Raw genomic sequence first — 11,663 nt, forward strand, 5'->3', positions numbered from 1 at the left:
CTTTGCGACGCTTGACGGCTTCAGGTGAACCCGTTTCCGGTTGACCTGTGAGAAGCTTGTTAAAAAACTTGTAAAAAATGCGATCGCCTTTCATGAGTGCGATCGCATTTTTTTTGCTTTCTCTGTTCGAGCAGACCTTTCTAGCAGACCTTTCTGAGCGCTTAACGGCAGCCTTATTTGTTAGAAGTCGTTTCAGAAAGCTGGTAGGCATTTTCCAAGTCTGCAATGGACTTGGCCGGAGTGCCGCCCCACATTGCCGTCAGCCAGCCCGACAGCAGCGCATCCACCGAAAACAGGCCCGCACCGTTGATGGTGAAGAACAGGAACACAGCTGCATAGAGCGTCGAGAGTTCCAGGTAGGGAATGCTCAAGCCCGCCACCTTGACATGGTGATACATGGCAACCAGCATCGTCGAGAACAGACCCAGCGCAGCGGGGCGAGTGAACAGGCCTAGCGCCACCAGAGGCGATGCCAGCAGTTCGGTGTAGGCAGCAAGGTAGCTGAAGAAAATCGGGAACGGCAGCCCAATCACCTTGACATAGGCTTCTGCGAAGCTGGGAATGTCGGACAGCTTATCAAGTCCGTTATGGATCATCACCACACCAGCAATCACACGAAGCACTGTCCAGGCAAGTTGTGAGGGATAGTTCGGCGTGAGGTTTGGACGGAGGACGGCGGACAATAGCCCGGTGGCACGCTGGATTGTATTCATAGGGGGTGCGACTGGAGGTAAACGAGATTAAAGTGGATACATATCTTCATTAAGTAATATAACGAAAATTAATAGTCAAGACCAGTTCCCAAATGCAAATTCTCAGTGAGATTTCCCCACCTCGAATCTGCATCTTGCATGAACTCTATTGCAAGGCGGCCCTATTGAACGGCAGACTGACTCAACAGCGACCCTACTGAACGGCAGCCCTTAAGCTTCAAGCACCCAGCCCAAATTCCAGCCCTTTGGCACAGTCGCGGCCCTGACGTTTTGCATCTTGTAAGGCTTTCTCGGCGCGTTGCAGCACGCTGCGGGCGTTGCGATCGCCCCTGGGGTCTTGCTGCGCCACACCAAAACTAACGGTGACCGAAACCGGCCCCGCCGATGTTTCAAAGGGATGGCCGTGAATCGCATTCAGCAGACGCTCGGCCACGTCTAGCGCGGCGGTCAGCGAGGTGCGCGGCAGGATGATGGCAAATTCTTCGCCGCCGTAGCGATAGGCCAGCGTGCCCTGGCGCAACTGACGACGCAGGCGCTGAGCAAGCTGGCTCAAAATTTGGTCGCCGACGCTGTAGCCATAGGTCTCGTTAATCAGCTTGAAATAGTCGATGTCGCAAATAATCAGGCTAAAGGGCGGTTGCACCGTCCACAGCGCTGGCCGACTCAATTGTTGAAGCTCCTGATCAAAGGCTTCGGCATTGAGCAACTGCGTCAGCGAATCGCGCAGGGGCGTTTGGGGAACCATGACTTGCAGCCGCAGCGCCGCAGTTTGCCGATGGGAATCGTGGTGGTGTTGGGCGCTGGCGAGGGCGATCGCCGTATGGTCGCCCACCTGCCGCACGGTTTGCACCTCGTCCAGCGCATACCACCGGACTTTGAAGTAATCTAGCAGGCAGATGGCCCCAAAGAAATCGGACTGGATCAGGATTGGGATCAGCAGCGCAGACGTTGCGCCCATCTGTTGCAGCCAGTGTTGCAGACTGCTGGAGGTAGCATCGGGGCGCACGGTTAAGTAAGACGCTCCGCCGTCTAGGAAAGTGTCGATCACGGGCTGCCAGACCTCGCTGCGCTCCAGTTCTAGCGCAGGCAACGCCACTTGCGATCGCTCCCAGTGAGCCACTGGCGCAACGCCTGTCGCCTGGAGCCGCATCACCAAGCAGCGATCGCCCATTAGCCCCTGACCCAACTCAGCAGCAATTTGCTGCAAAATGTCATCTGTTTCCAAGCCAGAATTCAGCAGGTGGGCAATCCGGCCCATCAGGGCGATCTGTCGCTGCGATCGCTCAAACTTTTCTCGCCACAGCAGCGAACTGTATGTCAACCCAAGCTCATTAGCCAGCCGCTTGATCAAGCTAACATCGTGAGCCGTCCAGCCCTCCAGTTGATTGACTTGATTGACATTGGCAGAGTCTCCTGGCGGCGCGATCGCAGCAGGGCTGCTTAGGTCTGAGTCTTGGGTCGGGTCAGACAGAATCGAGTCTTGGGGCGATCGCCGCACTTGCAGCAGCAGTTGCAGATTGCCGCGAGTCCCGCTGTAGGTTTCTGGGGTCAATCCATCCACATCAAACGCCTGCGCCAAAATGGGCACGATCAGGTCGCCTGGCTCTAGCTGGGTCAGCCGGGGCGCGTCGAGTTGGTCAATCAGCCATGCCGGAAAGTCCCTCGGCACATAGCAGGCGATCGCCCCCTCATCCTGCGCGGGCTGCTCAGTGTCAGAATCGGCATCAGAATCGGCATCAGAATCAGCATCAGCATCACAATCGGCGAGATGAGGGACAGCAGGCTCTACCCCAGCAGGCTGAACCTCCACATCATGGAGCATGGCCCTTGCACCCGGTGAACCATACACGCGAGACTCACCCGGTTCGCCCTCTAGAGATGTCCACAGCAAACACTCGACATGGAAGTAGGAGGCGATCGCCTGAACGGCCCTTCGCAGCAGCAAATCGGTGGGGCTTGGGGGAGCGATCGCCCGCTCCTCAATGCTGACCAGTTGTTTTAAGGGTTTCACTTTTTCACCAAACGGCCTGCGCCGCTCAAAGCGCAGAGGACAGAAAAAACGCCCAAACTTAAACCCGAAACCTCAAACTGCGCTCAAACACTCGCTCAAAAGTCCACTGAGCTAGATACCTGGCTCATCGCAAACCTAGAACCGACCCAGCAATAGCTTGCTATAGCAGCCTAGCCCCAATCGCAGCCCTCCGACATCCTCCAATGAGAGGGTATCAGTATCCTCCCAAGGGATACGGTTCTGTAAATGAGCCGTTCTTTCTATTCATCTTCTATTCGTCTTTGAGCGTCGGATCTTGTTTGCTCTTTGGTTTCATATTGTTTAGCGAAACGGCCGCCGCTTGCGACAAAATTTTGTGAATTTCATCTGGTGTGAGATCACGCGGCGGCGGTACAGATTTTTGCGGCTGTGCGGCGGTCTGGCGCGGCTTGTCCGACCAGCCACATTTCATGCAAACCTGACGACCCGAAGACTTCAGCGGCGGCCCCAACCGATGCTGGCATTTTGGGCAATTGTCGAGTGGCATAGGCAATTGGCAGCAAATCAACGAAACACATCAGTCAGAGCAACCAAGTTAGCGGCGAGGTCAAACCCGCCTGCCCCCTCCAGTCTGCTAAGACTATCCTTGCTTAAATCATAGAATAGCCTCCCGACGCGGCAGGCTGCTTGAAATTTAGAATGCCCCAATACTCCATAACCCACTGCCCCATAAAACCCATAAAAGGAGAAGGCTCGTCTCAGTTGGCTAGGAGCCGCAAGACGAGCCTCACACTTGTAGTTTTCACACGGATCTCAAAACAATTGAATAGTTGGGATTGATCTGAGGATTTGTTCTTGGGATTCGTTCTTGGGATTCGCTGTTGAACACACCTGCTGAGGACTGCGTTTGAGAAAGGATTGAGAGAACGCCGTTTCGCCTTCTCTCAGTTCACCTTCTCTCAGGCAAGCTTTGGGCAAGCCTTCGGGCAAGCTTTTGGGCAAGCCTTGCTCAATCAACCCAGCGGACTTATTGCTCGGCGCTGCCCACCAATTCCAGGCTGTCGGGATCTACGTAGTGACAAGTCGCGTCATCCACGCAGATCAGCGCCCAACCTGATTGGTCAATCCCCATGAACTTGTATTGACCTTCCTGGATGAAAAAGCCCTTGTGATTGCGAGTATCCGGCTTTACTTCGACATTGTCATGCGACATAGCTGCCAACTCCTTGAATATGAATATGCTTTGTGGGCGATAAGTCATAGCCGAAACTTATCACCGATTTCATGAAATCTTATCATCCGCCTCGCTGAATCATAGTTAAAAGTCTTAAGGAAAGATTGCGTCTTCTAAATAATTAAATGATTGTGTAAGTGCCCCAATCCAAAACGGTAAAACCTCCATTCTCTATCGGGTTTAGCAATATTAACCCGGCAGAAAATGGAGGCAGTACAGCAGTTCAAACTATTAAGCGTTGTAACTCAGCCCTCGAACAACCACGACTGGACGCGCTTTAGGCTCTTCCAGTCGGGACGGCGGCTTAACCCTTCTTTAAAGTTGCCTTCGACTTCTTCTTTGAGTTCGGGGGCGATCGCCACGATTTGCCCTGCGATTTCCACATGCTCCCGCACGCCCTTGCTGGCGGTTTCCAGCATGGCGATCGCCAGATTGACTCGCGCCTGTGGGTCTTGGGGATTTAGCTTGACGGCTTTTTGAGCGGCCTTTTGGGCAGGCGTGGGCTTGCTGTCCAGAAGGTATAGCCATGAGAGGCAAGTCCAGGCGGCGCTACTCTTGGGCGAGCGATCGCACACTTCCTTAAACAGCGGAATCAATGCTTCTGGGCCTTCACCCGCCTGATAGCGCTGCACCCCCTGCTCAAACAATTCTTCGACGGTCAGTTCGGTCATGGTTCAACGGATAGTTTCTAACTTAGGAGTTCTAGCTTAGGAGTTCTAACTTGGGAGTTCTAAGCTTAGGAGAACGACTTCCCACAGCCGCAGGTTTGGTTGGCGTTGGGATTGGTGAACTGGAAGCCGCCGCCAATCATCGCGTCGCTATAGTCCAGCACCAGCCCGTAGAGATACAGCATACTCTTGGGGTCGCAGACGACCTTAAACCCGTCATAGTCAAACACTTCGTCGGTGGGCTGGATGTTGTTGGGATCTTCAAAATCCATCATGTAGGACATGCCAGAGCAGCCGCCCTGGCGCACGCCCACCCGCAGACAAAGATCCTTGCCCTGCTTTTCGCGCAGTTGCAGCACATGCTGAAGCGCTGCGTCGGTCATCAAGATACCGCGCTGTTGGGATTGTGGTGCTTGAGTGGTCATGGGCTTGAAGTTCTCCTTGGCGGGGTAAATGAACTACTCAAACGTTTCCAGAAAGACTTGAGGTAAAGACACGCAAACGGCTCACAGGTCGGTTTTAGCGCTGCGAGCGTGAATTTATGCTAACAAAACCTGGGTTCTTCGGTCTGCCGAATCATCTAGGATTAGTATCATTTAGCATCTAGATATGCTCTATATGCCGTTGAGCGGGCTTTCAATAGCCAAGTTTTCAAAGACGGTGTATCCAGTTTGCAGAATCGCTTTATCTACCCAGCCCCACTGGGCTTGCTCTGGTTAGACTATGACACCATTGACTCCATCCACTCGGCGACGGCTGCAACAATTGCCCCAGCTTTCTAGCGTGTGGGAGGGCGATCGCCGGACGCTGATGCCAGAGATTGCCGAAACCCTTGATGCCGACGATATGCAAGGGGACTGCATTCTCTGGGTGGATGGGGTGGAAGAAGTCGTGCGGGCTATGGATGTTGTCCCCAGCGAAACTGGCTCGGAAGCCATCGTGCGAACCCTGCTGCGAGCGATAGAAAATCCCCACAGCGGTAGCGCTCGACCTGGAAGACCCCAGCGCATTTTGGTGCGCGATCGCGAGCTTCAGTTTTTTCTGCGCGGCGTGCTGCAAGGCCTAGATATCGCCGTGGAATATGTAGCTGAGTTGCCGATTATCGACGAAATCTTCTACGGCTTGCAGGATGCCGCCCGCCAGCGCCCGCCGTCGCTGCCCCCGGACTATGCCAGTGCTGTGCTAAAAGCAGCAGCAGAAATCTGGCAGGATGCCCCGTGGGACAACCTGGATGAAGAAAAGATTTTTGCGGTCGAACTGAACTACGGCGATGTGGGCACGCTCTACATTTCCATCTTGGGGCTGATGGGCATGGAGTTTGGCGTGTTGATGTATCGCTCTATTGAATCGCTCAAGCAGTTTCGCCAGCAGGTGATTGCTGCCGAAGATTCGCCCCGCGACTTGCAGCAGGCCTTTTTGCAGCAGGACTGCCTTTTCCTCACCTTTGACCCAGCAGACGAGGAGTTTTTGGACAACGGGAACGGCCCCATCGAGTTGCACTCAGAGGAGTTGGGAGAGGTGCGCCTGGAAGCATTGGGGGAGATGAGCGAAATGATTCCGACCTTCGGCAATCTGCACCCGCTGGAGGGAATGCGGTCGGTGCTGTACGACGAAGAGGCGATCGCCGTTTTGCTCACCCTCCAAGCACTCCACAAGTTTTTTGGGCAGCACCTCGATCGGCTCAGCCCAGAAACCTTTCCAGCGTTGACCAAGAGCTATCGTCTGCCCGATCCCAAAAATCCCAAAGCAAAAGTCTCGGTCAAAGTGTCTACCTTGCCCGATGTAGCCGCAGAACTGGCAGAAATGTCGGGCAGCGACCCTTCCGACTATATGAACTATCTCAACTCGCTGGGGGTCTTGGAAGATGATTCGGAGCCAGTGCCCGTCTTGCTAGACGACCTAGTGCCCAAAGATGCGATGTACAGTCTGGGGGCAATCCCAACTACGCTGATTGAAACGCTGCGCCTCAGGGTGTCCCATCACCAGCCTGGCCCCGCCCCGCTCCCTGCCAAAGCCAGCGAGTTTCCCGTTATCATGATCCAAACTTCGCGCCCCAAGGCAAATGAACTGCTGGCGGAAATTCAAGCGTTTGGCGGCGTGAAAGGCATTTCCTTCAACCCTGGCGAAGACCCCTCCAGCCAGAGCCGCTACGACCTCGCCATTTTGCACACCAACGACGGCAAGATGCATTTGCTGGGCGAGTTTCGTGATAGAGACCCGGTTCACCTCGCAGCGCGGCGCAAGTGGGATCAGCGCTGCAAAAAGACCAAGGGACAGTGTGGGCTGGTCGTGGCAATGGGGCTAACGGGCAAGTCTCGCGGCAACCCGGCTTTGCAACACATGCTGGGCTTTTTTGAAGCGCGATCGCTCTCTTCTGAAGAAGTTGGACTGGGGACGCTCCAGCTTCTGCCAGGACCATTTGACGAGCTTTAGCCCACCCAGTTTTAGCCCACCAAACTTTAGCCCACTCCAGCCCACCAAACTTTAGCCCGCCAAGTCTGTAGCTCAGCAGGAGCAGGACTGATGCACTTGCGATATGTTTTCTGGGTTTTGGACGATTTTTCGCGGGCTGTGCCCGCGAAAAATCGTCCAACTGCGTAAGTCCTACAGGGGATCAACAGGCTTGACAGGCGTGCCCCTGTTGCCCCTAAATGTCCACCTGTGGATGGGGGCATCGCCTCGGAATCCCTTCTGCCTAAAGAACTGTAACAGTTCCTCAAGAATTTGATTCGGGGGTTCAAACCCAGTGATACGATGCGTAAAAACTGTTCAGGGAAATACTTTTCATGACAGAGACGCTTACTGGACAAACGCCCAAATTCGGCGGCAGCACCGGCGGCCTGCTGAGCAAAGCTGATACTGAAGAAAAATACGCCATCACGTGGACCAGCCCCAAAGAGCAGGTCTTTGAAATGCCCACGGGCGGCGCGGCCATTATGAACCAGGGTGAAAACCTGCTCTATCTGGCCCGCAAGGAGCAGTGCATCGCGCTGGGTGGACAACTTCGCACGAAGTTCAAGCCCAGGATCGAGGACTACAAGATCTATCGTGTTTATCCCAACGGTGAGATCCAGTACCTCCATCCGGCCGATGGCGTGTTCCCCGAAAAGGTGAACCAAGGCCGCCAGCAGGTGGGTACGGTGATGCGGAACATTGGCAGCAACCCCGACCCTGCCACGGTCAAGTTCAGCGGACGGAACACCTTCGATCCTTAGGCGATCGCCCTTGGTCTGTCCTCATTTCTGGTCTAAACTTCTTGGTCTAATTTCTGTCTAATCTCTATAGGTTTTCGCGACGGGGCAGGCTCAGGTCTGCCCTCTTTTTTGCGGGTTTCCTCTTAGAATGGGGGGTCAGAGGTTAGGGAGTGGTCGGCAGGGGGAAGTTCCGCCTTCACCCCCATACTTGCCCTCTCACCGGCTTCTAATCTCCTCACCCAACCCCTTATCACTCCTTTCCCAATGATCCTCCCTGATTTTCAGCACTTCACCGAACTCGCCGCTCAGGGCAACTTTGTCCCGGTGTATCAGGAGTGGGTCGCCGATCTGGATACGCCCGTGTCGGCGTGGTTTAAGGTGTGTGCGGGACAGCCCTACAGTTTCTTGCTAGAGTCGGTGGAAGGGGGCGATCGCGTCGGGCGCTATAGCTTTGTGGGCTGCGACCCGCAGTGGGTACTGGAGGCGCGGGGGTCTCGTACTGTGCAAACCCACCGGGATGGCGCTCAGGTTGTCTTTGAGGGCGATCCGTTTGAGGCGTTGTCAGCCTGTTTGGAACCCTATCACCCGGTGACGCTGCCGCAACTCCCGCCGGGAATTGGCGGGCTGTTTGGCTTTTGGGGCTATGAGCTGATTCACTGGATCGAGCCGCGAGTGCCGGTATTTGCCGCGCAGGACGACGACACGCCGGATGGATTGTGGATGCAGATTGACCACCTGCTGGTGTTTGACCAAGTGCAGCGCAAGATCTGGGCGATCGCCTATGCCGATTTGCGCGACCCGGCCACTGATTTGCAAGCGGCCTATGAGCAGGCGGGCGATCGCGTCCGGCAGATGGTAGAAAAGCTGCAACTGCCGCTGGCAGGCAAAGATACGATTTTGGAATGGACCCCGCCGAGAAAAGACGCTGGCGCAAAGGCAGACGCAGGATCTTTGCCACCCGACTACCGCAGCAACACGACGAAGGAGCAATTCTGCGCCAATGTGGTCAAAGCAAAGGACTATATCCGCGCGGGAGACATCTTTCAGGTGGTGATTTCCCAGCGGCTTTCGACGCAGTATCGTGGCGATTCCTTCTCGCTCTATCGCTCGCTGCGGCTGATCAACCCTTCGCCCTACATGGCCTATTTCCATTTCCCCACCTGGCAAATTATTGGTTCTAGCCCAGAGGTCATGGTGAAGGCAGAAAACGGCGAGGGTGGAAGAATTGCCACGGTGCGCCCCATCGCAGGAACCCGGCCGCGCGGCAAAATCCCCGCCGAAGATCATGCGTTTGCCGAAGATCTGCTGCAAGACCCGAAGGAAATTGCCGAACACGTCATGCTAGTAGACCTGGGGCGCAACGATCTGGGGCGCGTGTGCAGCAGCGGCACAGTGCGCGTGGATGAACTCATGGTGATCGAGCGCTATTCCCACGTCATGCACATCGTCAGCAACGTGGTAGGCTGCCTCGCGCCTGGAAAAACCGCATGGGAACTGCTGAAGGCTTGCTTTCCGGCGGGCACTGTCAGCGGCGCACCCAAGATTCGCGCAATGGAAATTATCCATGAACTGGAGGGCAACCGTCGCGGGGTCTACTCCGGAGCCTACGGCTACTATGACTTTGAGGGGCAACTGAATACGGCAATCGCCATCCGCACAATGGTCGTCCGCAATCAGCCCGACGGCTCCTCGACCGTCAGCGTGCAGGCAGGCGCAGGCCTCGTCGCCGACTCTGACCCCGAAAAGGAATATCAAGAAACCCTGAACAAGGCGCGGGGAATGCTAGAGGCAATCCGCTGCTTGCGACAGGGCTAGGCAATCGAGATTGGGCCAGTCCTGCTAGTTAATCACCTGCGCCTGGGTGCTGATGGGTTCAGCAACAGGGGCGGCCAAGGGTGTGGGCAGCGCGACGGGCTGTGCGGTGGCGGGGGCAAGCTGTTTGGCGGCTTGCTGCACCAGGGTTTGCAAAAAGTCCGTGCGCTGGTTGTTTTGAAACACGGCCTTGATGGCCTGAATCAGGCGATCGCGCTTCAGGGCAAATTCGCCCGCCGGGGCCGCCGTGGAACTTTGCTCCTCAAAGTAGGCGACTAAGCTGAGGCCAGCGACACGGGTCAGATACGCCGCACTCACGCCTTGCAGCGCCCCGCCCACCGCAAAGGTAGCCAGGTGGCTCTTCAGCAGGGGAGCGATCGCCTGGGTAGACACTTCTACCAGCCCTAGCTTCAGCATCACTTCGGCCATCGTGGTGGCGATCGCCTTCGCCTGCTCCGCCGAAAACGCCTGCTGATAGACCTTGCCCAAGTCCATCACCATCTGTGCGTTAATCGCGCCCGTTGCCAGCAAATCTAGGCTGGGCATCGGCGTGGCAAAGGCGGCCGCGCCCGCAATCCACTGTGCCTGTTCGATCAAGGGCATCGCGCGATCGCGGCGCAACTGGTTCAGCGCTGCCAAAATCTCAGCCTTCAGCGCAGCGGCGCGACGCAGAACCGTGTTCAGCACCAACTGCGGCCCCGCCACCGAGACGATTCCCGTCAGCCGCTCAGTCAGCGCCGAGACATCGGGCGCAGGCTGCTCTAGCGTTTCCTGAATCGTGCCGTCGGCCTGATGCTGACGCACCTTCAGCGGGGCGGGCGCGGCCGTAATGGCAACCACTTCCTGCACCGGAACCTGCCCCAGCAGCCGCTCCCGAATTTGCTGGAGAATCAGCGGGCGATCGCCCGGTAGATATTGATCCTGCTTGTTAAACGCCAGCACGATGCGCTGCTGCTGGCGCGACAGTTCCTTCAATACCTGAAATTCTGAGTCCGTGATGTCGCCTGCTGTGACGAAGACCACCAGATCGGCCGCCGCGGCCAGGGCAACCTCTGATGCGGCATCTAGCTCATCAAACAGCGCGGGCGTATCGGTCAGCGTCACCGTTTGGGGCACATTGGGCAGCCAGTCGGCAGTGAGGCGCTCGGCAAGCGTGGTTTTGCCAACGGACTTGCCGCCGATCAGGGCAACATTCAGCGCGTCACGGTCTAGCTCGGTTTTGAGGAGGGCGAGGCGATCGCGCCAGTGTTGCGGAGCAATATCGCGCAGACCGGGTTGCTGCGACAGCGCAACGGTGCTGTCGGTCGGGCTGCTGGAGGTCGTTGCCGATTCTCGCTCTAGCTGATCCAGCAGCGGCTCCAGCGCCCTCAGCGCTTGCTCAACAGTGGCGCGATCTAGCGGAGCCGTGGTGTCCAACTCTGGCGCGGGCTGCTGTTGCCTAAACCACCACAGGCCACCCCCCAGGGCGATCGCCCCCCAAACAATCGTTTCGCCCCAGTGCGCCCCAGTGGGATGCCCCAGTTGCAGCAACCAGGCACTTGCCGTCAGCCCCACACTCCCCACCACCAACGGTCGCCGAATCTTAGGAACCATGCTCGTTTCACCGCTTTCGCATCACCTGTTCTATTCTACCGGGCTGGCTGAAGGCGCTGGGAGTGCGGAGTCCTCTACAAAATCAGGCAGTTTTCCCCTGAAAATCGTAAAAAGCGGGGAAATTGAGTCATGACCAGGACTTACGCAATTGGACAATTTCTCGCGGACGCATCTCGCGGGCGCATCCCGCGAGAAATTATCTAAACCCCAAAGAATTGATCGCAAGTGCAGAAGTCCTGATCAAAACAGATGGTTTTTGCATCCGAAAAAGCATCCGAAAAAAAGAGAAGCCAGCTTTCACACTGACCCCTCCTAACCTAGAAACCCATTACAGGGATCAAATTTGGTGGCGGGAAGTGGATTTGAACCACTGACCTTCGGGTTATGAGCCCGACGAGCTACCAGGCTGCTCTATCCCGCGTCGCCTTTTCAAGTATAGCGAAAGATTGGCGGGTGTGG

At 56.2% G+C, this 11,663-nt stretch carries 10 protein-coding genes and 1 tRNA gene; 3 read left to right on the forward strand and 8 right to left on the reverse strand.

Translation table 11 applies throughout. From position 1 onward, the window contains the following. Positions 1-173: 173 nt before the first annotated feature. The 6 genes from HNI00_RS19295 to HNI00_RS19320 form a co-directional block, all read right to left on the reverse strand. Complete coding sequence (locus tag HNI00_RS19295; RefSeq protein WP_316788588.1) at positions 174-713, reverse strand: DoxX family protein; 540 nt, start codon at positions 711-713, stop codon at positions 174-176. Positions 714-930: 217 nt separating this feature from the next. After that, positions 931-2,724, reverse strand: coding sequence for a GGDEF domain-containing protein (locus HNI00_RS19300; RefSeq protein WP_316788590.1), 1,794 nt, complete (start codon positions 2,722-2,724; stop codon positions 931-933). Between the two features lie 271 nt (positions 2,725-2,995). Next, entirely contained in the window at positions 2,996-3,250 is a 255-nt protein-coding gene (locus tag HNI00_RS19305; protein WP_316788592.1) for a hypothetical protein, read from the reverse strand. A 480-nt stretch (positions 3,251-3,730) separates the two neighbouring features. Then, positions 3,731-3,916: a hypothetical protein gene (locus HNI00_RS19310; protein WP_172355073.1), complete on the reverse strand. Its 186-nt coding sequence runs from the start codon at positions 3,914-3,916 to the stop codon at positions 3,731-3,733. A 266-nt stretch (positions 3,917-4,182) separates the two neighbouring features. Continuing rightward, positions 4,183-4,608: a tetratricopeptide repeat protein gene (locus tag HNI00_RS19315; protein WP_297076718.1), complete on the reverse strand. Its 426-nt coding sequence runs from the start codon at positions 4,606-4,608 to the stop codon at positions 4,183-4,185. 65 nt (positions 4,609-4,673) lie between these two features. After that, a complete protein-coding gene (locus tag HNI00_RS19320) occupies positions 4,674-5,030 on the reverse strand; it encodes a HesB/IscA family protein (protein WP_068516864.1) in 357 nt (118 codons plus the stop codon). A gap of 298 nt (positions 5,031-5,328) precedes the next feature. Between HNI00_RS19320 and HNI00_RS19325 the strand changes: the two genes are divergently transcribed. The 3 genes from HNI00_RS19325 to HNI00_RS19335 all read left to right on the forward strand — a co-directional run bounded on the left by HNI00_RS19325 (position 5,329) and on the right by HNI00_RS19335 (position 9,614). Beyond that, on the forward strand, positions 5,329-7,038 hold the full coding sequence (locus tag HNI00_RS19325; protein WP_316788599.1) for a DUF6930 domain-containing protein: 1,710 nt from the start codon (positions 5,329-5,331) through the stop codon (positions 7,036-7,038). A 353-nt stretch (positions 7,039-7,391) separates the two neighbouring features. Continuing rightward, on the forward strand, positions 7,392-7,820 hold the full coding sequence (gene psaD, locus HNI00_RS19330) for a photosystem I reaction center subunit II PsaD (protein ID WP_297086694.1): 429 nt from the start codon (positions 7,392-7,394) through the stop codon (positions 7,818-7,820). A 243-nt stretch (positions 7,821-8,063) separates the two neighbouring features. After that, positions 8,064-9,614 (forward strand): anthranilate synthase component I family protein, encoded by a 1,551-nt coding sequence (locus HNI00_RS19335; protein ID WP_316788603.1) that lies wholly within the window; start codon positions 8,064-8,066, stop codon positions 9,612-9,614. Between the two features lie 24 nt (positions 9,615-9,638). On the opposite strand, the gene HNI00_RS19340 is transcribed toward HNI00_RS19335, so the two are convergent. Next, on the reverse strand, positions 9,639-11,204 hold the full coding sequence (locus HNI00_RS19340) for a slr1306 family protein (RefSeq protein ID WP_316788604.1): 1,566 nt from the start codon (positions 11,202-11,204) through the stop codon (positions 9,639-9,641). Positions 11,205-11,548: 344 nt separating this feature from the next. Further along, positions 11,549-11,625: transfer RNA gene (locus tag HNI00_RS19345), tRNA-Met, on the reverse strand. Positions 11,626-11,663 lie beyond the last annotated feature (38 nt).

This window comes from Thermoleptolyngbya oregonensis NK1-22 (assembly GCF_032705245.1).
GTDB lineage: Bacteria > Cyanobacteriota > Cyanobacteriia > Elainellales > Elainellaceae > Thermoleptolyngbya > Thermoleptolyngbya sichuanensis.

Coding starts and splice junctions, on each gene's coding strand:
- HNI00_RS19295 (WP_316788588.1), bottom strand. CDS start 713: ATGAATACAATCCAGCGTGCCACCGGGCTATTGTCCGCCGTCCTCCGT.
- HNI00_RS19305 (WP_316788592.1), bottom strand. CDS start 3,250: ATGCCACTCGACAATTGCCCAAAATGCCAGCATCGGTTGGGGCCGCCG.
- HNI00_RS19310 (WP_172355073.1), bottom strand. CDS start 3,916: ATGTCGCATGACAATGTCGAAGTAAAGCCGGATACTCGCAATCACAAG.
- HNI00_RS19315 (WP_297076718.1), bottom strand. CDS start 4,608: ATGACCGAACTGACCGTCGAAGAATTGTTTGAGCAGGGGGTGCAGCGC.
- HNI00_RS19320 (WP_068516864.1), bottom strand. CDS start 5,030: ATGACCACTCAAGCACCACAATCCCAACAGCGCGGTATCTTGATGACC.
- HNI00_RS19325 (WP_316788599.1), top strand. CDS start 5,329: ATGACACCATTGACTCCATCCACTCGGCGACGGCTGCAACAATTGCCC.
- psaD (WP_297086694.1), top strand. CDS start 7,392: ATGACAGAGACGCTTACTGGACAAACGCCCAAATTCGGCGGCAGCACC.
- HNI00_RS19335 (WP_316788603.1), top strand. CDS start 8,064: ATGATCCTCCCTGATTTTCAGCACTTCACCGAACTCGCCGCTCAGGGC.
- HNI00_RS19340 (WP_316788604.1), bottom strand. CDS start 11,204: ATGGTTCCTAAGATTCGGCGACCGTTGGTGGTGGGGAGTGTGGGGCTG.